At 64.0% G+C, this 26,665-nt stretch carries 27 protein-coding genes and 2 pseudogenes; 16 read left to right on the top strand and 13 right to left on the bottom strand.

From position 1 onward, the window contains the following. Positions 1-29: 29 nt before the first annotated feature. Positions 30-341 (top strand): hypothetical protein, encoded by a 312-nt coding sequence (locus BM190_RS23145; RefSeq protein WP_092259263.1) that lies wholly within the window; start codon positions 30-32, stop codon positions 339-341. 78 nt (positions 342-419) lie between these two features. Here BM190_RS23145 and BM190_RS23140 read toward each other — a convergent pair whose 3' ends face one another. Further along, a complete protein-coding gene (locus BM190_RS23140; protein WP_092259260.1) occupies positions 420-2,369 on the bottom strand; it encodes a DEAD/DEAH box helicase in 1,950 nt (649 codons plus the stop codon). Positions 2,370-2,651: 282 nt separating this feature from the next. On the opposite strand from BM190_RS23140, the gene BM190_RS23135 reads away from it, so the two are divergent. Beyond that, positions 2,652-3,005 (top strand): cupin domain-containing protein, encoded by a 354-nt coding sequence (locus tag BM190_RS23135; protein WP_092259257.1) that lies wholly within the window; start codon positions 2,652-2,654, stop codon positions 3,003-3,005. 17 nt (positions 3,006-3,022) lie between these two features. On the opposite strand, the gene BM190_RS23130 is transcribed toward BM190_RS23135, so the two are convergent. The 3 genes and pseudogenes from BM190_RS23130 to BM190_RS23120 form a co-directional block, all read right to left on the bottom strand. After that, positions 3,023-3,535 (bottom strand): hypothetical protein, encoded by a 513-nt coding sequence (locus BM190_RS23130; RefSeq protein WP_092259254.1) that lies wholly within the window; start codon positions 3,533-3,535, stop codon positions 3,023-3,025. 111 nt (positions 3,536-3,646) lie between these two features. Beyond that, positions 3,647-3,958, bottom strand: a pseudogene (locus tag BM190_RS23125) (transposase); the annotation flags it as partial. 7 nt (positions 3,959-3,965) lie between these two features. Further along, positions 3,966-4,649 carry a TetR/AcrR family transcriptional regulator gene (locus BM190_RS23120; protein ID WP_092259251.1) on the bottom strand — a complete coding sequence of 228 codons (684 nt, stop codon included), beginning with the start codon at positions 4,647-4,649 and terminating at the stop codon, positions 3,966-3,968. A 211-nt stretch (positions 4,650-4,860) separates the two neighbouring features. Here BM190_RS23120 and BM190_RS23115 point away from each other — a divergent pair, with 211 nt between their 5' ends. The 4 genes and pseudogenes from BM190_RS23115 to BM190_RS23100 all read left to right on the top strand — a co-directional run. Beyond that, complete coding sequence (locus BM190_RS23115) at positions 4,861-5,754, top strand: NAD(P)/FAD-dependent oxidoreductase (protein WP_177237241.1); 894 nt, start codon at positions 4,861-4,863, stop codon at positions 5,752-5,754. Positions 5,755-5,775: 21 nt separating this feature from the next. Further along, entirely contained in the window at positions 5,776-6,249 is a 474-nt protein-coding gene (locus BM190_RS23110) for a methyltransferase family protein (RefSeq protein ID WP_092259382.1), read from the top strand. A 144-nt stretch (positions 6,250-6,393) separates the two neighbouring features. After that, entirely contained in the window at positions 6,394-6,852 is a 459-nt protein-coding gene (locus BM190_RS23105) for a nuclear transport factor 2 family protein (protein WP_092259245.1), read from the top strand. Between the two features lie 250 nt (positions 6,853-7,102). After that, a pseudogene (locus BM190_RS23100) lies at positions 7,103-7,306 on the top strand (SAM-dependent methyltransferase); the annotation flags it as partial. Between the two features lie 160 nt (positions 7,307-7,466). On the opposite strand, the gene BM190_RS23095 reads toward BM190_RS23100, so the two are convergent. The 3 genes from BM190_RS23095 to BM190_RS23085 form a co-directional block, all read right to left on the bottom strand. Further along, on the bottom strand, positions 7,467-7,889 hold the full coding sequence (locus BM190_RS23095; protein ID WP_092259242.1) for a VOC family protein: 423 nt from the start codon (positions 7,887-7,889) through the stop codon (positions 7,467-7,469). A gap of 110 nt (positions 7,890-7,999) precedes the next feature. Beyond that, positions 8,000-8,482: a DUF5680 domain-containing protein gene (locus BM190_RS23090; protein WP_092259239.1), complete on the bottom strand. Its 483-nt coding sequence runs from the start codon at positions 8,480-8,482 to the stop codon at positions 8,000-8,002. 3 nt (positions 8,483-8,485) lie between these two features. Beyond that, positions 8,486-9,637 (bottom strand): zinc-binding dehydrogenase, encoded by a 1,152-nt coding sequence (locus BM190_RS23085; RefSeq protein ID WP_092259236.1) that lies wholly within the window; start codon positions 9,635-9,637, stop codon positions 8,486-8,488. 403 nt (positions 9,638-10,040) lie between these two features. Between BM190_RS23085 and BM190_RS23080 the strand changes: the two genes are divergently transcribed. The 3 genes from BM190_RS23080 (at position 10,041) to BM190_RS23070 (ending at position 12,932) form a co-directional block, all read left to right on the top strand. Beyond that, on the top strand, positions 10,041-11,231 hold the full coding sequence (locus tag BM190_RS23080) for an MFS transporter (RefSeq protein ID WP_177237240.1): 1,191 nt from the start codon (positions 10,041-10,043) through the stop codon (positions 11,229-11,231). A 134-nt stretch (positions 11,232-11,365) separates the two neighbouring features. After that, entirely contained in the window at positions 11,366-11,977 is a 612-nt protein-coding gene (locus BM190_RS23075; RefSeq protein ID WP_026202686.1) for a PilZ domain-containing protein, read from the top strand. 331 nt (positions 11,978-12,308) lie between these two features. Next, entirely contained in the window at positions 12,309-12,932 is a 624-nt protein-coding gene (locus tag BM190_RS23070) for a transglutaminase-like cysteine peptidase (RefSeq protein ID WP_177237231.1), read from the top strand. 117 nt (positions 12,933-13,049) lie between these two features. On the opposite strand, the gene BM190_RS23065 is transcribed toward BM190_RS23070, so the two are convergent. The 4 genes from BM190_RS23065 to BM190_RS23045 all read right to left on the bottom strand — a co-directional run bounded on the left by BM190_RS23065 (position 13,050) and on the right by BM190_RS23045 (position 19,569). Further along, the gene (locus BM190_RS23065) at positions 13,050-14,807 is read right to left on the bottom strand and encodes a CYTH and CHAD domain-containing protein (RefSeq protein ID WP_092259227.1); all 1,758 of its coding nucleotides are present in this window, start codon (positions 14,805-14,807) and stop codon (positions 13,050-13,052) included. A 473-nt stretch (positions 14,808-15,280) separates the two neighbouring features. Beyond that, positions 15,281-16,639, bottom strand: a complete 1,359-nt coding sequence (locus BM190_RS23060) for a metal-dependent hydrolase family protein (RefSeq protein WP_502687007.1) — start codon at positions 16,637-16,639, stop codon at positions 15,281-15,283. Positions 16,640-16,893: 254 nt separating this feature from the next. Further along, positions 16,894-18,441, bottom strand: a complete 1,548-nt coding sequence (locus BM190_RS23055) for an FAD-dependent oxidoreductase (protein ID WP_177237230.1) — start codon at positions 18,439-18,441, stop codon at positions 16,894-16,896. Positions 18,442-18,861: 420 nt separating this feature from the next. Next, on the bottom strand, positions 18,862-19,569 hold the full coding sequence (locus tag BM190_RS23045) for a GntR family transcriptional regulator (protein WP_092259219.1): 708 nt from the start codon (positions 19,567-19,569) through the stop codon (positions 18,862-18,864). 267 nt (positions 19,570-19,836) lie between these two features. Between BM190_RS23045 and BM190_RS23040 the strand changes: the two genes are divergently transcribed. The 6 genes from BM190_RS23040 to BM190_RS23015 all read left to right on the top strand — a co-directional run bounded on the left by BM190_RS23040 (position 19,837) and on the right by BM190_RS23015 (position 25,404). Next, entirely contained in the window at positions 19,837-20,823 is a 987-nt protein-coding gene (locus BM190_RS23040; protein WP_092259218.1) for an ABC transporter ATP-binding protein, read from the top strand. 42 nt (positions 20,824-20,865) lie between these two features. Then, the gene (locus BM190_RS23035; protein ID WP_026202682.1) at positions 20,866-22,155 is read left to right on the top strand and encodes an ABC transporter substrate-binding protein; all 1,290 of its coding nucleotides are present in this window, start codon (positions 20,866-20,868) and stop codon (positions 22,153-22,155) included. Beyond that, the gene (locus BM190_RS23030) at positions 22,155-23,114 is read left to right on the top strand and encodes an ABC transporter permease (protein ID WP_092259217.1); all 960 of its coding nucleotides are present in this window, start codon (positions 22,155-22,157) and stop codon (positions 23,112-23,114) included. The genes BM190_RS23035 and BM190_RS23030 overlap by 1 nt, the downstream gene beginning before the upstream one ends. Positions 23,115-23,117: 3 nt before the next feature. Continuing rightward, the gene (locus BM190_RS23025; RefSeq protein ID WP_092259216.1) at positions 23,118-23,996 is read left to right on the top strand and encodes an ABC transporter permease; all 879 of its coding nucleotides are present in this window, start codon (positions 23,118-23,120) and stop codon (positions 23,994-23,996) included. A gap of 4 nt (positions 23,997-24,000) precedes the next feature. After that, a complete protein-coding gene (locus BM190_RS23020; RefSeq protein ID WP_092259215.1) occupies positions 24,001-24,732 on the top strand; it encodes an aspartate/glutamate racemase family protein in 732 nt (243 codons plus the stop codon). 177 nt (positions 24,733-24,909) lie between these two features. Next, entirely contained in the window at positions 24,910-25,404 is a 495-nt protein-coding gene (locus BM190_RS23015; RefSeq protein WP_018322110.1) for a hypothetical protein, read from the top strand. 176 nt (positions 25,405-25,580) lie between these two features. Here BM190_RS23015 and BM190_RS23010 read toward each other — a convergent pair whose 3' ends face one another. Together BM190_RS23010 and BM190_RS23005 are read right to left on the bottom strand one after the other, a co-directional pair. Next, positions 25,581-25,958: a hypothetical protein gene (locus BM190_RS23010; RefSeq protein WP_092259214.1), complete on the bottom strand. Its 378-nt coding sequence runs from the start codon at positions 25,956-25,958 to the stop codon at positions 25,581-25,583. A gap of 103 nt (positions 25,959-26,061) precedes the next feature. Further along, on the bottom strand, positions 26,062-26,400 hold the full coding sequence (locus tag BM190_RS23005) for a hypothetical protein (RefSeq protein ID WP_092259213.1): 339 nt from the start codon (positions 26,398-26,400) through the stop codon (positions 26,062-26,064). Positions 26,401-26,494: 94 nt separating this feature from the next. Here BM190_RS23005 and BM190_RS40620 point away from each other — a divergent pair, with 94 nt between their 5' ends. Continuing rightward, positions 26,495-26,659, top strand: a complete 165-nt coding sequence (locus BM190_RS40620; RefSeq protein WP_177237229.1) for a hypothetical protein — start codon at positions 26,495-26,497, stop codon at positions 26,657-26,659. Positions 26,660-26,665 lie beyond the last annotated feature (6 nt).

The raw sequence follows: 26,665 nt of genomic DNA, 5'->3' as shown, positions 1-26,665 counted from the left end.
TCTCGCCGAACCGAGGCTGGAGAAGATCCATGAAACTCACTTTGTCGAAGATTGCTTTGATGACATGTGTTGCAGCGAGTGCGTTCGCCGCGACCAGCGCCAACGCGGCGCCACACCGAATCGATGGTTGCCAGTTCGGCTTCTTCGAAAGCTGTGGCATCGTTGCGGAGTCGACGACCCCGGGCCGCGCACGCCGCCCCGTCGCGCGCCTCGCCAACGATACCTCGCCGACCTACATGAAGCAGACTGATCCGCGCTACAGCTCGTCGATGCGCGATGCCGGCGGCGGCGGAGGTGGTGGTGGCGGAGGCGGTGGTGGTGGTGGCGGCGGCGGCCGCTGAGTTCACACCTGACTTTTCAGATGATGCCGCCGGTGCAACCCGGCGGCATCATTGTCGTCTGCGCTGAACGGTGCCGGTTCAGCCGCGATGCTTTTTCTTCTTCGGCTTCTTTCCAGGCGCGCCCTTCGCGGGCCACGCCGTGACCGACGGCTCTGCGTGACCCGGCTTGTTCTTGTGCTTCTTCTTGCCGAAAGACGGAGCATCGCCGAATTTCGGCCCGCGCTCGCCTTGAGGCTTGCCGCGTGGCTTGAATTCACTCTTGTCGCGCGGACGATCGTCGCGACGTTCACGATGATCGCTGTCGCGGCTCTCGCGCGTGTGTGACCGCTCCTCCGCAGGCGCCTGCTGCTGCGAGCCCTCCCCCAGCCGCTCGATGCGGATGCTGTCCTCCTTGTCCGGACGCTTGACCTTGGCCGCGAAGGATTCCGCGACCCGCTCGGAGATCTCGAACTCGGTCGTTGTGTCCATGATCTTGATGGCGCCGATGTCGCGCTTGTCGATGCCGCCGCGGCGGCAGATCATCGGCAGCAGCCAGCGCGCCTCCGCATTCTTGCGTCGTCCGATCGCGGCGCGGAACCAGACGCTCGTCTCCGACATGCCGTGCTTCGACGATACTTTTCCCGATTTCGATCGAGGTCTTCCGGCGCGATCGTCGCCGCCGTCGCCCCTATCCTGGAATTTATCGCGACCACGATCGTCGCGCGGCCGGCCGCTGCGCTCGCCGGGATCGAGAATGTCTTCGGGCGACGGCAGCCGCGCGCGATAGAGCCGCGCCAGGGCGGCTGCGATATCCTCGGCCGACCGCTCGGCCAGCAGCGCCTGGGCCAGCACCAGATCGTCCGCCGTCGTCTCCTCGGTGAACAACACGTCCTTCATGCGCTCATGGTCGAGCTTGCGGATTTCGTCCGCCTGCGGCGCCGTGCCCCAGTCGGCGTCGACACCTGCGAGATTGAGCAGCAGCTCCGCGCGACGCCGGCGGGCGGGCAGCACCAGCAGGACGCTTGTCCCCTTGCGTCCGGCGCGCCCGGTTCGGCCCGAGCGGTGCTGCATCACCTCGGCGTCGTTGGGCAGGTCGGCGTGAATGACGAGGTCGAGGCTCGGCAGGTCAATGCCGCGGGCGGCAACGTCGGTGGCGACGCAGACGCGGGCCCGTCCGTCGCGCAGCGACTGCAGCGCCAGGGTCCGCTCGTTCTGCGTCAATTCTCCCGACAGGGCGACGACGGAGAAGCCGCGCTCCAGGAGCGCCGCCTGCAAATGCCTGACGTGATCGCGCGTGCTGCAAAACACCAGCGCGCTCGGCGCCTCGTAGAAGCGCAGCACGTTGACGACCGCATGCTCGGCATCGGCGGGCGCGATTCGGATGGCGCGGTACTCGATATCGGCATGACCGCCTTCGTCGCCGGCGACTTCGATCCGGAACGCCTGCTGCTGATATTGCTTGGCGAGCGCGACGATGCCGCGCGGAAAGGTCGCCGAGAACAGCAGGGTGCGGCGCGTCTCCGGCGTGGTCTCGAGGATGAACTCCATGTCCTCGCGAAAGCCGAGATTGAGCATCTCGTCGGCCTCGTCGAGGACGACCGCTTTCAATTCCGAGATGTCGAGACGGCCGCGGCGCAAATGATCGCACAACCGGCCGGGCGTACCGACGACGATGTGAGCACCCGCGGCGAGCTCGCGCTGCTCGCGGCGCGGATCCATGCCGCCGACGCAGGAGACGACGCGCGTCTCCGCATGCTGGTAGATCCAGGCAAGCTCACGCTGAACCTGCATCGCGAGCTCGCGGGTCGGCGCCACGATCAAGGCGAGCGGAGCCGCCGCCCGCTCGAACCGCTCGGCATCGCCGAGCAGATCCTTGGCCATGGCGAGGCCATAAGCGAGGGTCTTGCCGGAGCCAGTCTGGGCCGAAACCAGCAGGTCGCGGCCGGCGGCTTCGTCCGCGAGCACGGCGAGCTGAACGGGGGTTGGCGAATCGTAGTTCCGCTCGGCCAAAGCGCGGGCGAGCGGCGGGGTCAGGGCCGGAAAAGACACGGGATGGAGAACCTTGGTTAATTCAGGCGCGCAAACTGTGAGCCGAGGGGCCTGAGCTGCATGCGCGGCAAACGGCCCGGCCGCACGCTGATTTGATCTAGGCGCTCTTTACGCCAAGTGCCCGGAAATCACCATGCCTATGATGCATGGCTTCGCGCAGAGAACCGCGCTTAGAGGTTGCGGAGGATTTTTACCGCCACCTCGATCGGTCAATGGATACGGTCTTGCCGCACCGGCCATCCGATACCAAATCGTTTCTCACAAGAGAACAATGGGGGAAACATGCCTGACAGCATATCGCTCGCCGACAAGCTCGCGACCTTTGAGGACCTCTGGTCCCCGCGCACGATCACGACGTTCAACGATTGCGACGTGATGGTGGTGAAGGTGAAGGGCGAGTTTACCTGGCACAAGCATGACGACACCGACGACTTCTTTCTGGTCCTGAAGGGCAATCTGGACATCGAATTGCGGGATCGCACGGTGACGCTCGGTCCGGGCGAGCTCTATGTGGTGCCCAGAGGTGTCGAGCACCGTCCAGTAGCGCGCGAGGAGGTTCAACTCCTGCTCATCGAGCCGACCGGCACCCCGAACACCGGCGACAAGGCAACCGCCGCAGCGCGCAAGCTTGCATAGAGGGCAGCGCGCGCGGCCTAATCCCTGGAGGCCGCCAGCCGGCTGAAGCGGCCAACCAGCCTGGCTCTTGCGCGTGCAGCACTGTCCTTGATTGCGCGGGCCAGCGCTCGGATGGCGCGCCAGGCCTCGGTCGCCTGCAGCCACGCCTTTGCCGCGGCGTATTTTCCGTAAGCCCAGGCAAAGGCGGGAATTCGCATCAGCTTGTCGCGCGTGAGATGAAACAGGCGCTCGACCAACACCAGCTTGAGCAACTCGCCGACAATGAAAGTCACAACGCTGCTGACGAACTGACCGGTCGCGGCGAGATAGGCCGCCACGGGCTTGACCGGCTCCAGAATGATGACGGGCACCGAGAATAAAGCGAGCGACGGATAAGGCGGTAGCCCCCTGATCCAGGCGCGCAATCGCCTGAATTCGAAATGCCGCCCGATCCAACGCGCTATTGGCCGCGCCACGGCCATGAAGACCGCATCCACCACGAAGTAGATGGCAGCCAGCACGTAAGTGACGGGTTTCAGGATTCGCTTCACGATCGCTCTCCTGGGAACTGAAAGCCGCAACCTGGACCTAAGTTTCACCGCGGCGTGAATAACACCGGGATTTCCGGTGGAACTTTTCAGGCGACGGACACGGTGACTGGACTAGGACGTGGACTCATTAACGCGAAGCCATAGCCTGATCGAGGCGAGCTGAACGAAAGCAAGATACGGGCTGAAGCAGATCGGATCGCTGCGATTGCTCTTTGGTGGGATGTTGGCCCACGCGCCCTTCTTCATCGCAAGTTCTCTGATCCAGTCGGCGTCATAGCCACGGTCGGCGAGTAACATTGCCCCGGATTTCAGACGAGACAGCAGTTTTCCGGCTAGTCGAACGTCGTGCGCCTCACCGGGGCTCAGCGCCAGCCGTACCGACAGACCATTGCTATCGACCACCGCATGAATTTTGCTAGTCACGCACGATTCAAATTTTGTTTTTTGACCTTAAGGCAGGCAAATCTCCGCCCACTTGGTCGTTGTCACGATGCGCGGCGATGAACATGGCGACGGCCGACTGGCAATAGGAATCGATTTCGTTGTCGTCCTCTGCTTTCGCCTGATCGAAGCGTGCGATCATCAGGAGATCGGATCCTTTGAAAAGCGCGGCGAACAAGCGGGCGGACCGGAGAGGATCGGGCACGTTCAGAAGCCCCTTCGCGTGCAACTGACGCAACAGGGCCTCGATTTCGGCGATGACATGAGCGGGGCCGGCTTCGAAATGGAGCTTGCTTAATGCGTTTTGACTCGTCTTGTCGGCCATGACCATGGCTTCGAGGCTGCGGACGTCCGATCTCAACAGCGTGCGAAGCAGTGATGATCCCACCGCCACGAGCTGATCTTCGACCGAACCGTCGACGCCTTCAAGAAGGGTCTGTGGTGCAAACAACTGATGGCAGCCGGCCGCCATGGCCGCGCCGAACAGCGCCTCCTTGTTCTCGAAGTGCCTGTAGATGCTGAGCTTGGATATCTTCGCTCGCTGGGCGACCTTGTCCAATGTCGTCGCTTGAAAACCCAACTCCACAAAGAGCTCGCGCGCGGCGTCGATGATGGTTTGGCCAAGCGCCTCGTTGGCGGGCCGGCCGCGCCGGCCCTGGCTGTTTTCGGTCACGGCAATTCCAGTACTTGACAGTATCCTAATTCTTGAATTACGATACCATGAAGTATCTGAAATGTGCAAGCCAGGGGGTAGGGTGATTCCTTCGATGCAACGACGAGCCCTGCTGAAGTTGGCTGCGCTTTCCGCCATCGGCCTCGCCCGCGCTCAGGCCACCGCCAAGCCCAACTCGTCTCCCTCCATCCACAACACGGAGCCCATCACCATGGATGACGTCATCATCATCGGCGGCAGCTTTGCCGGTCTCGCCGGCGCCTTGCAGCTCGGCCGCGCCCGCCGCAAGGTCACCGTTCTCGATACCGGTCTGCCACGCAACCGCTTCGCCGGCCACTCGCATGGACTGCTCGGCCACGATCACAAGCCGCCGCTGGACATCCTGGCGGAGGCGCGGCGGCAGTTGGCGCGTTATCCCGCGATCAAGCTTGTCAGTGCCCGGGCCGACAGCGTCTCCGGCGCCATCGACAATTTCTCTGTCCTTACTGGCGATGTTGAAAGCCTTGCGGCGCGTCGTCTGATCCTGAGCTATGGCGTCGCCGACCAGATGCCTGATGTTCCGGGCTACGCCGAAAGCTGGGGCACGTCCATCGTGCCATGCCCCTATTGCGATGGCTTTGAAGTCGCCGGCCAGCATTGGGGCCTCGTCTGGTCCAGCCCGCAGTCGCACAATCAGGTCAGGCTGTTCCACGATTGGACTGACAAGTTGACGCTCTTCGCCGATGGTCACGACATTCCGCCCGATATCCAGGCCGATCTGGCGCGCCGCAACATACCTCTCATCGATGGCCGGATCGTCGAGATCGCCCATCACCAGGGCCATATCGCCACCGTCAATCTCGATACCGGCCGCAATGTCGCGGTCGACATCCTGTTCGCCAATCCGCGCAACAAGGCGTCCGCAAGCCTGCATGAAGCACTGGGCCTTGCCACCGTGGCTACGCCCGCCGGCATCGTCCTCAAGGTCGACGAACGCCGTCAAACCAGCATGCCCGGCATCTACGCCGCCGGCGACCTCACCACGCCCTTCTTGCCCTCGGTCACCCAGGCATCATCGCAGGGCGCGATGGCGGGTATCTTCGCCCAGCAGTCGATGGTGGTTTGAGAGCGCAGATTGGAGATGAGCATGGCGGTCGAACCGGACAGCGCGGGTGTGCGCTTCCCTCCGCCCTTCGTCTATCTGGGAACGCTGCTGTTGGGGCTGGCGGCGGAGCGGTTCGTCACCCAGCGCTCTTTCGGCATCGACGGGCGGTTGCTGGTCGCGACCGGCGCGCTGCTGTTCGTTGCCGGCGCGGCGATGATGCTTGCGGCGGCGGGGCTGTTCCGGCGGTTGGGCACCAACGTTCCGCCGTCGCAGCCAACGACCCTGATCGCAACGACCGGCCCTTATCGGTGGACCCGCAATCCCATGTATCTCGGAATGGCGCTTATCTATGCCGGTCTTGCGATCGGCTTCGACGGGCCGATCGCCTTCGCCTTGCTCCCGTTGGTGCTGATCGCGATCCAGACGCAGGTGATCGCCCGCGAGGAGCGCTATCTCGAAGCGAAGTTCGGCGACGACTACCGCCACTACAAGGCCGAGGTTCGCCGCTGGCTCTGACTATTCCGCCGCTGCCGCCTGCGGGGCCGCCCGTCGGCCAGCTTTCCCAACGGATCGACGTCGTTACCCGGAGCAGCTTTCAGTATCTGGAAAGTATCCATCCGTCTTGCAGAGCCGTCGGCTATCCAACAACAGGTGGCATCAATGGTCTACAGTCTAATTGTCGAAAAAGAGATCCGCAGGAGCTTCGATCATGTCAACAACCAGCGTTGGGATGATGCTGCAAAGGGCCTAACACCAAACGCGTATCACTGGGTTGCCGGAAATCATGCGTTGGGGGGTGAGCGACATGGAAAGCAATCGGTGAAGCAGTGGTTCGAGCGCATGGGCCGTGTTTTCCCGAAGCTTCATATAGATATTGAGCGGGTCGAGGTGACGGGTTGGCCATGGAATACCACAGTGTTCGTCAAGTGGCGGGCCAACGCGAGGCTACTTGACGGCCAAAGCTCGTATGTGAACAGGGGCGTCCACGTCTTCAAGTTGCGATGGGGCAAGGTTTATTCGATTGAGGAATATTTCGACTCGCAGGCTGCAGAACGAAGCCTCGCTATCCAAGCTCGTGCTGGTTTCGATGAAGCTGCGGCTGGCCCAATCGTGAGCTAACGCGGATCACTCGTGTGATGCCGCCATCAGCGGACGGCGCCTTATCACTAGTGGAGGCGGGCTCGCTGGAGACGATGGACTTTGGCATCGGATAGCTTCGTTAAGAACGAACCAGAACAAGGATATGTCATGGCACAGTACAATGCCGATCAGATCACCAATTGGAAGGGCCAAAGCGGGGAGCGCTGGGGTCGTCCACCAGGCCCGGCTCGACGGTAGGCTGGAGGTGTTCGGCCAGGCCGCGATCACGGCGATCGACGACGCGGTGAAGATGACGTTCGAGGTCGGCCCGCTGTCGCGCGCGCTTGTTGATCAGCCCGACGACATCCGCGCCCGCGCCTCGGCCGCGGTTCGTGCCGCCTTCGCGGACTGCCCCGGCGAGCGGTCGGTGATGATCGACGGCGCGACGTGGATCGTCACGGCGCGCAATCCCGCGCAAGCTGATAGCGATTAGCAGGGGGAGACGCCCCTCGCTGGCCTTGATGGCCGCTGCGCTGGCCGGGAAGGATACCGTGGCGCAAAAAGCCGAACCGCCGCGGCCGGTTGTGGTTGCGACCGCGCATTTTGACGCCGAGACCCCGGAGCGGAGCACAGCTGCTTAATGAGTACACAGCCTAGATCTCGGCATAGATCTCCAAGAGATTGCCGTCGGGATCGCGGAAGAACAGCGTGCGATGTCCGAACGACTGATTGGTCGGCGGCGACACCAGCGCAACGCCCTGCCGAACGAGTTCGTCTGCGCATGCATCGACCTCGGCCGCGGAGACCTTGAACGCCAGTTGCAGCGAGGCACTGCCCGGCGGCGTCGGCGCATCGGTAGCGGTCCGGCTCGGCCGCGCCAGCGCCAGCGTGTTGCCGCCGAGGCCATACTCGATCCAGTTCGGCGACAGCTCGCGCAGCAGCGGAAAGGCAAGGACATCCTCATAGAAACGGCGCATCGCCGCCATGTCGCGCACGAAGACAACGGTGTAGTCGATCGCGCGGATGGCGTTGAAGGGAGAGCGCCGGGTTGGTTCGGGTGTCTGTTCGTTTGTCATCGTGGCCCTTGTTCCAAATTGCGGCTCGTAGCCCGCATGAAGCAAAGCGGAATGCGGGGCCGGTGCCCCGGGATTGCGCTTCGCTCCATCCGGGTTACAGGCTCGCAGGGCTATCGCAGCAGCCCGCCACCATAGCGCAGCTCGTAGAGCTGCATGCCATCCTGCCGCGCAATCGTCTCGACGCCGTGGAAACGATCGAGCGCGCCTTCGACCTCGTTGCGGTAGACCATCCCCGCCTGCTCGAACCGGCGCGGTCCGCGGTATGGCTGCTCGACGCTCACAGCCAGCAGCGCGTAACGCAGGAATTTGTAGATCGCGAGGAGAGTCTCCCGATCCCTGATCTCCGCACCGGCGCCACCACCGTAGCTCATCGACCAGATGACGCGGTCGTCCTTCGACACCGTCTCCTGCCCGACGAAAAATCCCATGCCGAAATAGACATCGCGATAGGCATAAGGCGGCGCGCGATGCTCGAGCTGCTTGGAGCCGGCGAGCAGCGGCGCGGCCACCGTCGCGTCGTCGTCGAGGCCGGCATAGGTGCGCCGCTTGGCCTCGACCAGGAACACCGCGAGATCGTGCGGGATCGATGGCATCGTCTAGTCCACCAGTTCCGGCCACGGCACGATGGTCGACTTCACCGTCTTCATCGCCATGGCGTCCTTCACCGCCTGCGCGACGCCTTCCTCCGTGAATGGATAGATCGTCTGCATCTTCAGCCAGGGATATTTGCCCGCGGTGCGATAGAGCATGTCGACGCCGAGCGGCAGATCGTTGCCGGTGAAGCCCCAGGAGCCCAGCACGTTGAGATCCTTGGTGCAGATGCGGTGCCAGGAGGTCTCGATCGAGCCGGCATCGGTGAACTGGCCCATCTCGACATAGGTGCCGCCGTCACGCAGCATCTCGATGCCTTCCGGGCCGGCGGTGGGATGCCCCGAGCAATCCATCACCAGATCAGCGCCGAAGCCGCCGACGATTTCGCGCACACGCGCGATGCGCTCCTGCGGCGACCTGATCTCCTCGATGTTGACGGTCGCCTCCGCGCCGAATTCGCGGGCCAGCTTGAGCCGCGGCTCCTCGGGCGCACCGACGCAGATGACGCGCCCTGCCCCCATCTCCTTTGCGGCCGCGACCGCGAGAATGCCGATCGGCCCCGATCCCTGGATCACCACCGTATCGCCCCAGGAAAAACCACCGGCGCGGCTGGCGCGGTTGAAGGCGCGGATGCAGGAGGTCAGCGGCTCCGAGAGCGCACCTAAGCGCAGCGACATGTCGTCGGGCAATTTGTAGATCTTGGTGCCCGGCAGCATCTCGAGATCGACGTAGACATATTCGGCCCAGCCGCCCCACATGTGCGGCGCCTTGTCGAAGCCGAGATAGCGGCCGTAATAGACCGGCGTCAGGCATTTGTTGGCGGTTTGCGGATAATGGATGCAGTAATAGCAATGGCCGCAGGGCATCAGCGGCGGGATCATCACTTTCGAGCCGACCTTGAGCGGCTTGCTCATGAAGTCCTCGGTAAACTCCTCGCCGCATTCGACGATGATTCCGCCAAGCTCGTGGCCGAGCGTGAACGGCCAGGGCAGCGGCTTCGGCCAATGTCCCTTGAGGATATGCAGATCGGTGCCGCAGACCCCGCAGGCGCCCACCTTGATCAGCGCAGCCTTGCGGCCGACCTTCGGCCACGGCACGGTGCGGATGACTGGCTCTGAGCCCGGCCCTGCATGGGTGCAGACGCGAATGGATTGCATGGCTGTTTCCTCGATGCCCGTCTGTTATGATTGATGGGTGCGGGCTGAGGCAAAGCTATGTGAGATGTACGCGCGTGCCAAGATGCAGGAATTCGTAGCCCGCATGAGCGAAGCGACATGCGGGATCAGCGGCCCCGGATATCGCTCCGCTAATCCGGACTACGGCAGCTGCCACACTCTCTACCGTCATCCTGAGGTGCTCATCTTGCGATGCGGACGCATCGCAAGGTGAGCACCTCAGGATGACGACGGAGTTCGTGGTGGCAGTGCATGGCAGATGCCCACACATCCAATTGTCTTGAGCCCTCACCCTCGACCGTGTAAGGCCGCAAGGTCCTTCCCAGGTGCCCCCTTGAACCCCCTTCCCCAAAATCCCGTGGCTGCGTCCGGCTCGTTCGCGGCGATGAAGTCGGTGCCGTACCGGCTGCAGTTCGGCTCTTACGTGCTGGCGATGATGGCCGACAACATCGAGCATGTGATCAGCTATTGGGTGGTGTTCCAGAAATTCCACTCGCCGGCGCTGGCGGGGTTTGCGGTGCTGTCGCACTGGCTGCCGTTCCTGCTGTTCTCGGTCGCCGTCGGCGGGCTTGCCGACCGGTTCGATCCGCGCCGGATCATTCAGTGCGGCATGCTGCTGTTCATCGTGGCATCGAGCGGATGGGGCTTCTTCTTCATCACCGATACGATCCAGATGTGGCACGCGATGCTGCTGCTGGTGATCCATGGCTGCGCCGGCGTGCTCTGGCAGACGCCGAACCAGCTCTTGCTCTACGACCTCGTCGGCCCCGCCGACCTGCCGAGCGCGGTGCGGCTGAACGCGATGGCGCGCTATCTCGGCATCCTGGTCGGGCCTGCCGTGGGCGGAATCATCATGCTGACGCTGGGCACCTCGCACGGCATCATCTTCAACACGCTGTTCTATCTGCCGATGCTGCTCTGGCTGTTCTGGGCGCCGGCGCGCGACAGCAGCGTGGCGGTGCGGCGCTTTGCCGTGCGCGGCCTTGCCGACATCGTGCTGACCATCCGCGCCATCGGCACCCAGCCGACCCTGACGGCGATGACCTGGCTCGCCGGCCTCACCTCCTTCATGATCGGCAACGCCTATCACGCCCAGATGCCGGGCTTTGCCGGCGATCTCGGCCATGGCGATCCCGGCGTCTCCTACAGCGTGCTGCTCGCGGCGGATGCGGCCGGCGCGGTGCTCGCCGCTATCGCGCTGGAGTCCTGGGGACGATTGAAAGGCACGCCGCGCGCCGCGATCCTGCTGGCCATGCTCTGGAGCGCGGCGCTGCTCGGCTTCGCCACGGTGCGGATCTATCCGGTTGCGATCGTGCTGCTGTTCTGCGCCGGCTTCTTCGAGCTGTCGTTCAACACCATGGCGCAGGCCCTGGTGCAGGTGAATGCCCCGCACGACATTCGCGGCCGCGTCGTCGGTCTTTATAATATGGCGGGGCTCGGGATGCGGGCGTTCAGCGGCATCACGGTCGGGCTAGCAGGCGCGGCGATCGGCATTCACTGGTCGCTCGGGCTGTCCGCCGCGGTGCTGCTGGCGCTGCTGGTCTTGTTGCAGCGGCGGGCGATGAGGCCGGCTTGAGCACCCTCCGGGTGTGGCTTTTCGAACGCATCGTGTCTGTCCGTTTCCGCCGCACCCAATCCTAACGCGGCATTAACCCTATGCACCTTAGGGTCGTCCCGGACTCCGCCCGGGCGGGGGGTCGGGTGTTGAAAATGGCGTTGGCGAACAAAAAATTTCTTCCTGCCGCCGAAGAGCGTCGGCGTTTCCAGCGGGTGAAGGTGCACCTGCTCGGCCGCTACATGCTGCCGGACCGCCGCGAATTCCCCTGCCAGGTGATCAACATGTCGCCGGGCGGCCTCGCGCTGCTCGCCCCCGGCATCGGCAATGTCGGCGACCGCGTCGTCGCCTATCTCGACCATATCGGCCGTGTCGAGGGCAAGATCACCCGCATCATCGACAACGGCTTCGCCATGACGATCGGGGCGACGCCCCGAAAGCGCGACAAGCTCGCCGCGCAGCTGACCTGGCTCGCCAACCGCGACATCCTCAATCTGCCGGAGGACCGTCGCCACGACCGTATCGTGCCGCGCAACCCGATCGCGGTGCTGACGCTCGAGGACGGCACCAAGATGACCTGCCGCATCATCGACCTTTCCTTGTCCGGTGCTGCCATCGCCGCGGAGAACCGGCCGCCGCTGAAATCGACCGTCATGCTCGGCCGGGTCCAGGGCCGCGTGGTCCGAAACCTCGAAGACGGCTTCGCGCTGGAGTTCGTCCACGCGCAGCCGATCGAGACACTCGAAGAGAGCGTTACCGCGCGGTAAAGCGCTAGGACGCCAAAACCCCTGTATTTCCAGCCCCGAAGGCGGCTTCCGCAATGCGGACGCCGCCTTTTTCGCGCGTGATCATGGGCCTCGCGCCGGTTAACGCGCGGCCCGTTTGCACGTTGAAATGGCGGTTCCGCCAGCGTTTCCGCGTTAATCGATAAAACTTGAATCAATTGCAGTTGTTTCAAATTTTATGAGAATTCGATTCAAGTATAGATCGAATTCGCCGCGCCTTTTACTTGTATTCGTCTCGACTTGACTTGACTGACTTAGCGGCAACTCAAAAGCTCCGTGCGAAATGTGGTCCCAACAAGAAACGGGGGCCGCAATGTTTGACTTCAAGGGACAGGGGAAAGGGCTGGCGCTGGCTGCCATGCTCTTCGGGATCAGCGCGGCAGCGCAGGCCGGCGAAGGCCGTCTGCTCTACGCGAGCCTCGGTGACACCACGCGTGCGCCGATCGGCTGGGTCGAGTTCTGCGCGGACAATACCGCTCAGTGCCAGGGCACGCCGGCACAGCCGCGCGACATCGTGATGTCGCAGGCCGCATGGCGCGACCTCGTCAAGGTCAATCGCTGGGTCAACGAGACCGTCAAGCCTTTGACCGACCAGGAGCACTGGGGCGTGATCGAGAAATGGTCGCTGCCGACCGACGGTTACGGCGACTGCGAAGACTACGTGTTGTTGAAGCGCAAGATGCTGATCGATGCCGGATGGCCGCGCCAGGCCCTGCTGATCACCGTCGTGCGCGACAAGAAGGGCGAAGGACACGCGGTGCTGACGGTGAAGACCGACAAGGGCGAGTTCGTTCTCGACAATCAGAACGAGAACGTCGTTGCCTGGACGGAAACCGGCTACCGCTTCGTCAAGCGCCAGTCGCAGAGCGATCCCAACGTCTGGGTCTCGCTGGGCGATACCAAGCCGGCGGTCTCCACCGCCAGCGCCAGAGATTAAGAACGAGACAAGGAGTTACGCGACCCGGTCACATCCCCACCCCTCCCCGTCCCAGACCGGTTCGCGCGCGGCCAGCCATCCCCCAATGGCTGGCCGCAACTTTTTGGGGTTCTGCGATCAGCCCTGTGAGGACCAAGGCACGCGCGCGGCGGTGAAATCGCGCCAGGTGCCTTGCAAGGCGGGCTTGACGCCGATCGATGCACGCGCCTGCCAGCCGGCGATCGCGGCGGCGGCGATGGCGCTGTCGGGCTCGGCTCCGAGCCCGTCGAGCAGCGAAGCCGTGACCGCCATGTCGTTGAAGGCGCCGAGCTCCTCCTGCAAACCGGCGAGCCTGCGGGCAAACTTCCTCGCGGACTTGCGATCGGCAAACAGCGGCAGCAGGAACTCGCTGAGATAACGCAGCCGTTTGGTCGCGAGCCGCACCCGGTGCAGCTCCTCCATCGTGAGCGACTTGAAGCGGCGGCCGCGCTTGAGCACCTTGGCGTACTGCTCCGACAGAATGCGCTGCGCGAAGTTGACGGCGGGCTCGGCGAGCCGGCCGAGATCTTCGGCGGCGACGTCGTTGCGCCAGCCCCGCGTCTCGATCCAGTTGCCGAGGCCGATCAGGAACATGGCGCAGCGGCGATCGTCGAGCGCGTGATGGGCCTTGCGATAGGCGTCGGACTGGCGTTCGGCCGCAGCCCGGCCGAGCGCATCGAAGCCGGCGATTGAAGGGCAAGCCTTCGCGATCGTCGGCAAGGTCTCGCGCTGGAACACGTCCCAGTCGCGTGCGGCGGACAGGTCCTGCGCCAGCCAGCGCGCCTCCGAGCGCAGTGCGTCGAGATTGCTGAGCGCGCCGACCGAGCGCATCAGGTCGAGCGCCGATCGAATCCGGCGCAGCGAGACACGCAGCTGATGCACGCCCTCCGGATTGCGCCCGTCCTCGGCCGCCGGCAGCGACTGAAGCAGATGGAGGAAGCACGAGCGCAGGATCGTCGCGAAGGCTTCGTCGAGCGTCACCGAAGGATCGAGGCGAAGTTTTCGCGGGCGTCGTGCCGAGGGCGGCGCGCCCGCGGCAAGATCGAAGCCACGCGCCGACTTGCTGCGGATGGACGGCTTCACCGCGCCGTGCTCTGCAAGCCGCAATGCGACCTCGTAGATCGTGCTCGCACTGCCGCTCTTGAGCTCCAGCTCGATCTCGCTCACCGGCAGCGATCGATCGCTCGCCGTGAGCACGCCCTGGTCGAACGCGATCTCGACCGTGCCGGACGGCAGGTCGATCATCCGCGCGTGACGATGGACGTCGGCGGTGAAGATAGCTTCGAGCGGCTGCACTTCGAGATGGCTGCGAAGCTTCTCCGGAATGAACGGCATCGCCAGAGCGAGATCGGGCGCAAGCGAGGCCACGCTCGCCTCCCACTCGCCGCGGCGCAGCGGATCATCCGCTGTGTCGGTCTTCACGGTCTGCACGAAGCGCGCGCCGCTCTGGCGAACGCGCAGGCTCAGGCCGTTGCGCCGAAGCATCCGATCAGGCGTATCATAGTAGACGGATTTGAGGTGTTTTCGCGAGCCCTTGTTGCGCGCATTCGCCGCGATGACCGGCGCGGCGTTGAAATGCGCCATGCGATCGGCATCGACGACCAGCTTGAGCTCGATCTCGCCGGGGTGCGCGACAAGGCTCGACCGAGTTGGTTCCGGAGCAGGCGGGGCATCTTGCGATGGCGTCTGATCACTCACAGCGCCCTCGACGATCGCAGGTTCCGCGCCGGGCTCGGCCGGTTCAATCTGCCTGAGAAAGCCGGCGACGACTTGCGTCCTCTTGTTGTCCTTCAGGACAGGATTTCCGTCCGGCGCACTCGAGGTTTTGCGAGCCGGTGTTGGGTCTGATTTCAGCATTTACGATGACATGACAGTTTAATGACAGAGCGACAGCATATAGCCCGTCAGTCCGGCAAGGAATAGTCACGTTAGTCGCGCTGCCTGATCATCGACACGACGTGCCAGACGCAGAAATCCAGCAAGGCTTGTCACAATTCGGCGTGCCATGACGAACTAAATTGGCCCCGAGCGCAGCAAGTGACCGATTTGACGAGCGAAATTCGCTGTTCTCGAAACCGAAACGAACGCATCAGCGAGTTTGACTCATGCTAGCCGAGAAATTCTTCCTAGTCCTGGAGACGCTGAGAAGCCATGCCTCCGATGACAGGCCCGGGATTATGACAAGCCCTGGACGGCCCGCCGCGGTTCCGGAGATCGCGGCCGGTTCGCGGCGCATCAGCCCGGTTGCGGAGGATCGCCCCTAGCAGCGATCCAATCCCGCCACCTCATGCCCTGGCAGGCGCGCAGGATGTGATCCACGCGCGCACTCGTCAGCGTGCGAGGATGTTCTTGTAGACCTTGCCGCCCTTCATGATCACCACAAAATTCCTCGCGGGATCTTCGACGAGCTTGATGTTGTCGAGCGGATTGCCGTCGACCAGCAGGAGATCGGCGAACGCACCCTCCTCGACCACGCCGAGCTTGCCCGGATAGGGATTTCGCGGACCGGACAGGCTCAGCAATTCGGCATTGGCCGACGTCGCCATGGCCAACGCTTCGGCCGATGTGTACCAGCGCGTGAGCGCGGCCAGCATGGCGCCCTGTCGATCCGCCAGCGCCTGCGAGAACAGGACGTCGGTGCCGAACGCGGTCTTGATGCTGTACTTCTTCGCGAGCGCATAGACGCGGTCGGTTCCAGCGACCACCTGCTTCATCTTGTCCTGCTCGGCGGGTCCGAGCGCGGCTGCAGCGGAGATATCCAGGAACGGTTGCGTGCTCAACCAGATCCCCTTCTCAGCGATCAGCTTGGCGCTCGCCTCGTCCATGAGATGACCGTGCTCGATGCATCTGACGCCGGCCGCGACCGAGCGCTGGATCGCGACCGATGTATAGGCGTGCGTAGCAACATAGGTGCCCCAATTGTCGGCGGCTTCGACCGCCGCGCGCAGCTCGGGCTCGGTGAAGGTGGAGACGTCGAGCGGACTGAAGGGCGATGCAACGCCGCCGCCTGCGGTGAGCTTGACCTGCGAGGCCCCTTGCATGAGCTGCTCGCGCGCGCGCACGCGCACCTCGTCCGGACTGTCGGCCACCATGCTGCCGCCGATCCGCTCCATGCGGCTCAGCATGCCGCCGATCGTTCGCGGCAGATCGGAGAGCTGGCGGAAGTCGCCGTGACCGCTGGTGACGGTGATTATGGCGCCGGAGGGATAGATGCGAGGACCTGCGACGAGGTCCTCGTCGATGGCCTGCTTGAGGCCGAAGCTCGGCCCGCCCATGTCGCGCACGGTGGTGAAGCCGCGCATCAGCGTGGCCGTCGCCTCGCTGGCGGCGAGCAGGTTGTTGTAGCCGATATCGCCCGCAAGCGCGGCCATCGGCGTCGGGCGCACCAGCATCGCGTGCCAATGCGCGTCGATCAGTCCCGGCATCAGCACGCGGCCGCCGCCGTCGATCACCTGACCGGCGGCCGCGATGTCCGCGGTCGAGATCTTCTCGATCTTGCGATTTCTGACGATGACGTTGGACGCGGCTGACAGCGCGGCGCTCTTGCCGTCGAATATCCGGACGTTGCGAAACAGGACGGCGGAGTCCTGCTGGGCCGGCGCCGAGGGCGCGCTGCCGAGGATCATTGCAACGGCCGCAAGCAGCGTGGCGATTCCGGACACTCTGGCCGGCATCCTCAAACCCGTCATGGCCGGCCTCCGCTGAGGTGCAGGGCTACGCAAGGGGTGATGGCAGGCACGCAACTTCTGCGTGCCATTTGACGCCGACGTCCGGCCGCCGTCAACTGGCCACCACGGCGGCAAATATGCAGTCCTGCCATCTGCATTGGCGGGAGGTCGCCGCGGTCGGCTCCAATTTGAATCAAAGAGATATCGCCGCGTGCGAGATCAGCTGGCGAACGCGCCTCGCTCACGCGCCCGGCACGTCGGCGAGGTTGCTCGCCTCACTCTGCGGCTTCAAGATTGGCCGGCTTCTCGATATCGCCGAGCGGAGACACGGCAGGGCCGTTGAGCGCGGTGCCATCAGGGGCGAATTGCGAACCGTGACACGGGCAATCCCAACATTGCTCGAGCGCATTCCAGTGCACGACGCAGCCGAGATGGGTGCAGCTTGCCGAATGCAGATGCAAATGTCCGTTCCGGTCCCGGCACGCCGCGATCTTCTTCAGGCCGCTGCGGACAAGGCGTCCCTCCCCGGGGCGGAGATGTTCGACGCCCGCGATCTCGCTCGCCGTCAGATACTCCGCGAAATTCTTCAGCGGCGTGATGTTCTCGCTGATGAATTCGCCGATGTTCTTTTGAATCTTGCGGGCCGGGGCGTAGACATCCTCCCACGGGCTCGCGCCGGTCATGACGAGATCCGCAATCAGCATGCCCGCCACCAGCCCGTTGGTGATGCCCTGTCCGGAGTCACCGCTGACGATGAAAAGGTGCTCCTCGCCGGGGCTGCGGCCAATGAAGCCGACGAAATCGCTCGGCTCCAGCACCTGACCTGACCATCGATGAGTGACCTCGCGTAGCGCCGGCAATCGCTCGCGCGCCCAGCGTTCGAGCGCGGCAAGGCGCTGTGCGCCGTCGTCCGCTTCACCGGACTTGTGATCTTCGCCGCCGATGATGACGAGGTCCTCCTCCGCGGAGAGCGGTTGAAGCCTGACATAGTGATAGGGATCGAGCGTGTCCCAATACAGCGCATCCTCCAGCGCGCCGGCCGGGATTTTGGCGGCGAGAGCATAAGTGCGGTAAGGCGCCTGCTTGGTATGGATCGCCACCTGCACATTGACCGGCGAGTTCGTCGCGACGACCACGTCGGCGGCGTGGACCTCGTAGCCCGAGGCGGTCGTCACGATCATGTCGCCACGCTCTTGCCGGATGCTTTCAACGCAGGTGTCGCCATAGAGCTGCGCCCCGCGGCGCTGAAGGGCGCCGGCTAGGCCAGCAAGATATCTGGTCGGGTGCAGGCGCGCCTGGCGGGAAAAACGTAACGAACGCACCACACCTCCAGAATGGAACACGGTCGGCTCGGCGCAATTTTCGACGGGGATCCCGAGCTTGCGACAGCAATCCAATTCCTCATCCAGCTCGGATGCGGGCGTTTCGGGCGCCTGCACCCAGTAACCGTCGACACGCCGAAAATCGCAATCGATGTGCTCGTCGCGCTGAATGGCCTCGGCGCGGTCGATTGCGGCTTCGACGCTCTGATAATAGTGCCGCGCACAATCTGGGCCGCGGACCCTGACCAATTTGCCGTAGCCATCGTCGAGCGCCGTCGCCAGATGCGCCGTGGTGCGCGCCGTCATCCCGCTGCCAATGCCGCCGCGGTCGAGCACCGCGACCGAACGTCCATGGCAGGCCAGTTCATAAGCCACCGACAGCCCGGCTATTCCGGAGCCGATGACAACGACGTCTACGCCCACGGTGCGCGACAGCGCGGGGGCATCCGCGACCGAAACATCCATCCAGAGCGATCGCGTGTACTCGTCCCGTACGTTCATGATGCTGCTCCTTCGAAAACAACAAACGATGCGGCAGAACGCGAGTTCCTACCCGCCCTCCGCAGCGCAAAGCCATCGAAAGTCACGGCGTTGATTAGGAACCTTCGTCGCGCTCGCGCTTGAACCGGCATGAAAGATCCATCACCCGGGATGCGCAGGGCATTACGTCATGCCCAACTGTACGGACACTTGCTGGTCCGAAATGACAGGCTGTATTACCCAGGAGGTAACCATCCGATCTGCTCGGTGCAGCTGGCACGGGAGATGGTCAGGTCAGGATGGATGACAAAGCGAGGCGGCGACTACGAGATCACTCCGGACGGACAGCTCGCCGCAGAGCGCGCACTCAACCACTGACGCGGGTTCGTGGCTCCGGCGCGGATTCCTGGCGCTATTCCTGGTGCCTAAGATCGGTGCCGATCAGACGCCCAGCACGTCCGCGAGCCGCAGCTCGTCGGCGGCGGGGTCCTTGAGGAACAGCTCGTCCTCGATCTCGGTCAGATGCGACAGCATCTGCGCGCGCGCCGCCTGCTTGTCGCGGTTGCGGATGGCGGCGACGATGCCGGCGTGGTGATCGGTGCCGCAGGCCGGCGTGTCGTGGCGGCGGTACAGCAGGATGATGAGCGAGGAGCGCGCGATCAGCTCCTTGAGGAAGCCGAGATAGATGCTGTGACCGCTCATCTCGGCGACGAGCTTGTGAAACTCACCGGAAAGCCGAACCGAGGCGCGCGCGTCGCCGCGCAGCTCGGCCTCGCGCTCCTCGGTGAGATGTTGCTGGAGACGATCGAGCCAGGCCGGCGACATCGCGTCGATGGCGTGATCGACGATGGTGGGCTCGATCAGGCGCCGCGCCTCGAACACCTCGCGGGCATCGGCGGGCGTAGGACGCGCGACGAACGCGCCGCGGTTCTTCTCGATGTTGACGATGCCCTCATGCGCAAGTTGCTGCAGCGCGGTGCGGACCAGCGTGCGGCTCGCGCCGTAGATCTCACCGATCTCGTCCTCGCCGAGCTTCGTGCCCGGCAGCAGGCGATGCTCGAGGATCGCGGCGGTCACGCCCTCCCGGATGCGGCTGACGCGATCGCTCGCATCTGGCGCGTCGGATTTGGGGCGGGACTTGGCGGCCATTGGTTCGAGAGTTGGGCTTGAGGGCGATCGACGACGTTCGCTTCGAATGTTAGTCGACGACCTGTATCCAATCACAGGCGAAACTTTATACAATCTTCGCCCATTTTGTGTGCAAATGACTGTGCAAGCGGCGGGCAGCCCGGAGGCCCAGGATTCGATCTAACGATCTGACTCCACTGCACAGTTTCGGAATTCGGCCGGCCAAGCGGCGGTTGGCACGGACCTTGCGGAGAGAGCCCGGAAGCACCGCCCCTCCTCGGACACGCCATGGCCACTCCCGCCGCTCTCGAACTGGTCGCCGTCACCAAGCGCTACGACACGACGCTGGCGGTCGACACCGTCAATTTGAAGATCCCGGCCGGCACCTATTGCTGCCTGCTCGGCCCGTCCGGCTGCGGCAAGACCTCGACCCTGCGGATGATCGCGGGCCACGAGGCGGTCAGCGCGGGCGACATCATCCTGGGCAGCCAGAACGTCACCGACCTACCGCCGGCCGAGCGCGGCACCGCGATGATGTTCCAGTCCTACGCACTGTTTCCGCATCTCAGCGTGATCGACAATGTCGCCTTTGCGCTGAAGATGCGCGGCGTCGACAAGCCGACGCGCCACAAGCGCGCCGGCGAACTGCTCGAGCTGGTGGCGATGAGCCAATATGCGGGCCGTCTGCCGGCACAGCTCTCCGGCGGCCAGCAGCAGCGCGTTGCGCTCGCCCGCGCGCTGATCACCGAGCCGCAGATCCTCCTGCTCGACGAGCCGCTCTCGGCGCTCGATCCTTTCCTGCGGGTGAAGATGCGCGGTGAATTGAAACGGCTGCAGCGCGAGCTCGGCATCAGCTTCATCCAGGTCACCCACGGCCAGGAAGAGGCGATGGCGCTCGCCGACCATATCGTGGTGATGAACCACGGCCGGATCGAGCAGCAGGGCACGGCCCGCGACATCTTCCACCATCCCCGCACCGAATTCGTGGCGCGCTTCATCGGCGGCCACAACGTGCTCAGCGACGCCGGCAAGCTGATTGCCGTGCGCGCCGATCAGCTCGGCATCGCGCCGTTCACCGACGGCGCCTTCGGCGCGCCGGCGCGGCTGATACAGACCGAGTACCAGGGCTCCTACATCGCCGTCTCGCTCACGCTCGACGACGGCACCGCCCTGTTCTCCCACGTTCCCGAAGCCACTTTCGACGTCCACCCGTTCCGTCCGGGCGATCGCGTGCTGGCCACCTGGGATCCCGCCAAGGCGCAACGCCTGCAATAGCGCCGATCGATCACTGGAATGCGCAACAGAGGAGTGACTGACATGAGCGAGACCACAAGGACCAAGGGCGTCAGCCGCCGCACGCTGCTCAAGGGCACCGCCAGTCTGGCCGGCCTTGCCGCCGGCTCCGGCGCCATCACCGGCTTTCCCTATGTGAAGTCGGCCGAGACGAAGGTGCTGCGCTATCTCGGCACCGCCGTGAACGAGGGCGACGACATCTCCAAGCAGTGCCTGAAGGACACCGGCATCAAGATCGAATACATCACCGCGACCACTGACGACGTCACCAAGCGCGTGATGACCCAGCCGAACTCCTTCGACGTGCTGGACACCGAATATTTCTCGCTGAAGAAGATCGTGCCGTCGGGCAACATCCTCGCGCTCGACGCCAGGAAGATCAAACAGTTCGACAACATCACGCCCGTCTTCACCAAGGGCGAAACGCCCGGCGGCAAGAAGATCGGCGGCCAGGGCACCGCGCCCTGGAAGGTGCTGTATCTCGAAGGCAAGGACTCCAAGAAGTTCGCGACCTCGGCGACTGAATTCGTCACGCTGATCCCGACGGTCTACAACGCCGACACGCTGGGCATCCGCCCCGACCTGATCAAGCGGCCGATCAGCTCCTGGTCCGAGCTGCTCAACCCCGAGTTCAAGGGCAAGGCCTCGATCCTTAACATCCCCTCGATCGGCATCATGGACGCCGCGATGGTCGTGGAAGCCACCGGCAAGTACAAATATGCCGACAAGGGCAACATGACCAAGGAAGAGATCGATCTCACCATGAAGGTGATGACCGAGGCCAAGAAGGCCGGCCAGTTCCGCGCCTTCTGGAAAGACTTCAACGAGAGCGTCAACCTGATGGCATCAGGGGAAACCGTGATCCAGTCGATGTGGTCGCCGGCAGTCACCAAGGTCCGCTCGATGGGCATTGCCTGCACCTTCCAGCCGCTGAAGGAAGGCTATCGCTCCTGGGCTTCGGGCTTCTGCGTCTCCAAGGGCGTCTCGGGCGCGAAGCTCGAATGGGCCTATGAGTTCGTGAACTGGTTCCTGTCCGGCTATGCCGGCGCCTATCTCAATCGCCAGGGCTACTACTCCGCCGTGCTCTCCACCGCGAAGGCGCATATGGAGCCCTACGAGTGGGCCTATTGGATGGAAGGCAAGCCGGCCGAGAAGGACATCAAGGCGCCCGACGGCTCGCTGCTCGAAAAGGCCGGCGCCGTGCGTGACGGCGGCTCCTATGAGGACCGCATGGGCGGCGTCGCCTGCTGGAACGCGGTGATGGACGAGAACGACTATATGGTCCGCAAGTGGAATGAGTTCATCGCGGCCTAATGGACATGTCGGAAGAGGTCCTGCAACAGGCGTCCCCGGGCTTGATCCCGGGGTCGGGCACAGCGCGCGCGGCAAAGCCGACGCGCCTGTCGCCCTCCTTCATCTCCTGGCTTCAGGCCGGGCCGATGATGCTGGTGTTTCTGGCCTTCTTCCTCATTCCGCTCGTCTTCGTCGTCATCGTCTCGTTCTGGGACTACAACGAATACCAGTTGCTGCCGGCCTTCTCGGGCCGCGGTTACACCGACACGTTCGAAGGCTGCATCGCGCAGCTCCCCGACCTCTGCACGATCGGCAAGACCTATCTGAAGACGCTGAAGCTGTGCTTCCTGGTCTGGGCGATCACGCTGTTTATCGGCTTCTGGGTCGCCTATTTCCTCGCCTTCCATGTCAAGTCCAAGACCTGGCAGATGGGATTGTCGCTGCTCTGCACGATCCCGTTCTGGACCTCCAACGTGATCCGCATGATCGCCTGGATCCCGCTGCTCGGGCGCAACGGCCTCGTCAATTCCGGCCTGGTCAAAACGGGCCTGATCAACCACCCACTGGAATGGCTGCTGTTTTCCGAATTCTCGGTGGTGCTGGCGCTGGTGCACCTCTTCACCTTCTTCATGGTGGTGCCAATCTTCAATTCGATGATCCGCATCGACAAGTCGCTGATCGAGGCCGCCTATGACGCCGGCGCGACCGGCGTCCAGACGCTGGTCAACGTCATCATCCCGCTGGCAAAGCCGGGCATCGTGATCGGCTCGATCTTCGTCATCACCATCGTGATGGGCGACTTCATCACCATCGGGGTGATGGGCGGCCAGCAGATCGCAGCTGCCGGCAAGATCATCGAGACGCGGGTCAACGCGCTGCAATTCCCGGCCGCAGCGGCCAACGCCGTGATCCTGCTCGCGATCACTTTCCTGATCATCACCATGATGTCGCGCATCGTCGACATCAAGAAGGAACTCTAGAGCATGAAGGAAGGACGCCCGCGCTCGTTCTACGTGCTCGCGATCTTCTTCGCGGCCTATGTGCTGTTCCTCTACGGCCCGATGCTCGCGATCTATGTGCTGTCGTTCCAGGGGCCGCAGGGCGGCCTCACCTTCCCGATGAATGGCGTGTCGACCTTCTGGATCGCAAAGCTGTTCCAGGGCACCGGCATCGTCGACCTCGGCGCGGCCTTCCGTCGCTCGCTGCTGCTCGGCGTGATCGTGATGATCGTCACCGTCGTGCTGTCGGTCGCCGCCGGCATGGCCTTTCGCAGGAAGTTCCGGGCGCAAAGCATCCTGTTCTACTCGGCGATCGCCAGCCTGATCGTGCCCTCGATCATCACCTCGCTCGGCATCTCACTTGAGTTTCGTATCATCGACGATCTGATCAAGGCGCATTGGAACGAGAATTTCGAGACCTCGATGGGCCTGCTCACATCGGGTCTCGGCGCACACCTGACCTGGACGCTGCCGTTCGGCCTTCTCATCATGTTCGCGATCTTCAACCGCTTCGATCCCCGCCTCGAGGAAGCCGCGCGCGATCTGGGGGCGACGCCGTGGCAGACCTTTCGCCATGTCGTGCTGCCGATCATCCTGCCTTCCGTGATCGGCATCGGCCTGTTCGGCTTCACGCTGTCCTGGGACGAGCTCGCCCGGTCCAGCCAGGCGATCGGGGCGGTGAATACGCTGCCGCTCGATCTGCAGGGCCTGACCACCACGGTGACGAATCCCGACATCTACGCGCTCGGCACCGTGATCTCGGCCGTCTCGTTCACGGTGATCACGCTTGCGCTCGGCACCATCCACATGCTCAACAAGCGGCAGGCGGCGAAGGGTTCGGACGCCGGCAAAGGGCTCGTCTGATCCGATGCGGCTGCACGTCGTCAATCCCAACACCACAGCGTCCATGACGGCGAAGATCGCCGCTGCAGCGCGCAGCATCGCCCTGCCCGGCACGGTGATCGACGCGCGGCAGCCGACGATGGGCCCCGTCTCGATCGAGGGATTTTACGACGAAGCCTTCGCCGTGCCCGGCATGCTCGGCTGCATCCGCGAGGCCGACAGCGATGGTGCGGAGGCCCACATCATCGCCTGCTTCGACGACACCGGCTTGGATGCCGCGCGCGCCGTCGCGAGGGCGCCGGTGATCGGCATTGGAGAGGCCGGCTTCCACATGGCGAGCCTGATCGCTGCGCGCTTTGCCGTGGTGACGACGCTCGGTGTCTCCATCGTGCCGATCGAACATAATTTGCGGAAATACGGCCTCGCTGATCGCTGCGCCCGCGTGCGCGCCGCCGAGGTCCCGGTGCTGGCGCTCGAGGAGCGCAACACGGACGCGCTCGCAAAGATCTCCACCGAGATCACGGCCGCGATCCGCGACGACCGGGCGGAAGCCATCGTGCTCGGCTGTGCCGGCATGGCCGATCTCGCCGCTGAGCTTGCCGCCACGCACGGCCTGCCCGTGATCGACGGCGTCGCCGCAGCGGTGACGCTGGCGGAATCACTGGTGCGGCTGGGCCTGAAGACCTCCCGGCTCGGACCCTATGCGGCACCGCGCGCCAAGACCTATTCTGGGCCGTTTGCGCCGTTTCAACCTTGATTCCCGCGCCAGGGCGGAGCCTTGGAGGCCGCAAGGCCCGCTGATTCCTGGTTTTTTGGCCCTTAGCCTCTTTTTGGTCCCATTCCTTGCGGAAACGTAACACTTTCGGGACGCCCCGGCGACCTCTGGTTGCCGGTCTTCGCCACTCACCAAGTTTCAATTTGGGTTTTGTCAGCGATGATCGATCTCGCCCAGGACACACCGTCGAACCCCCTGCTTCGCCTTGGCGCCCAGCCCATCGCGCTGACCGCCGCTGCGCTCCTGCTCCTGATTGCAGGGGTGACCTCGATCGCGATCTGGCGGGCCTATACCGGCGCCGCACCTGAAGCCGACCGGGTGGTGGCATCGCGGCAGCTCCAGGCCCGCACGGCCCAGGCCTCCGAACAGCTGGTCGAGAAGACCAAGGGGCTGGAGGCGACGCAGCAGGAATCGATCGACCAGCTGCAGGTCGTGCAGGACCAGCTCCAGACGATGAAGCGGCTGATGGCGGCGCAGCAGGCCGACACCAAGCGCCTGTCCGAGCAGGTCGCATCGCTGAACGAGTCCATCGACGGCTTGCGGCAGTCGTTTGCCAGCGCACGGGCGACCGAAGTTGAAACGCCCTCGGTTACCCGCAGGAAACCGGCGCGGCACCGTGCCCACGCCAGCGCGCGAAAGCGCTCGCGCGGCTGAGCGTCCGCCCCGCGGTGGAACTTTTATTTTCGCCACTTGTGAACTGGATCACATTCAGCGGTGTGATTCCGCGCGATGCTCGCCCCTACCGGATGGCGTGAGCCGATTTCAATGTCCGGGGCTGGCAAGGTCGTTGACGGTATACTGCGTCAACGGCCTTGTTTTTTTGTGGGACGCTATTCGCAGACGTCCACGCGGCGGATACGCCAGCCCGCCGGCGTCATGACGCGCTTGCGCGCGACGTAGCAGCCGCCATAACCATCGTTGTAGTCGCCGTAGCCGGTACTATAATAAGTAGGACCGCCGTAATAGGGGTAGCCGTAGCCGTAATAACCGCCATAGTAGCCGGCGCCGGCGATGCCTGCCCCGATCGCAACTCCGGGCCAGAAGCCGCCGCCATGCCAATGGCCGCCATGGCCCCAGCCGCCCCCGCCGTGCCCCCAACCGCCATGTCCTCCGCCGCCATGTCCGAATCCGCCTGCGTGGGCCACGTGCGGCGCCGACAGTCCGACTGCCGCGACGGCCAGCGCCGCCATCATCATCCTGCGTAACATCACTCGATCCTCCGCGTGGACACGCTCCACGCTTCAAAGCAGGATCAAGCTAACGTCCCTCGCGCATTCGGGACAGCCACGCTGTCTCACTTCCGCGCGAGGATCAGCAGCCGCGGCAGATGCTCTTGAGCTTCTTGTCGAGCATCCGATTCTCGGCATTGACGGTGGCATCGGCGCTGCCGCCTGTGCCGCTGCCGGTCGTAACTCCGGAGCCCGGGCCGGATGACTGAGCCGTACCCAGGCTGTTGGTGCCGGGCGGCGGAGCCGGCGAGTTGGCAACACCTCCGCTCGATCCGACGGAGCCTCCAGTCGATCCCGCAGCGCCTCCGGTCGATCCGGTAGAACCGCCGCCCGCCTGCGCGAATGCGACGGCTGGCATCGCCACAAGGGCGAAGATCACCATCATGGTCTTGATTGAGACGGTTGCAGACGATGCGGCCATGAGAATTCTCCTTTACCGGTCAACCGCCGCGGCGAAGGCCGGTTCCGGAACAAATGCCGTCACATCAGCTTGAAAGCGAGGAGGCTCAATCACGATGACCGATCGCGATCCTTTTGCAGAAGGCGAACGCGCCGCGCGCGACAACATCCCGGCCGAAGCCAATCCTTACCTCGGCGGCAGCGACGAGCATGCGCTGTGGGCCGCCGGCCACGAGAAGGTCGCAGGCGCAATCGAAGCGCGCGAATCCGAAGGGCGCTGACGCGGT

It is taken from the genome of Bradyrhizobium sp. Rc3b (assembly GCF_900114915.1).
Classification (GTDB): domain Bacteria; phylum Pseudomonadota; class Alphaproteobacteria; order Rhizobiales; family Xanthobacteraceae; genus Bradyrhizobium.
Note: the sequence above shows the minus strand (reverse complement) of the source record. Positions and strands in the feature narration are given on the sequence as shown.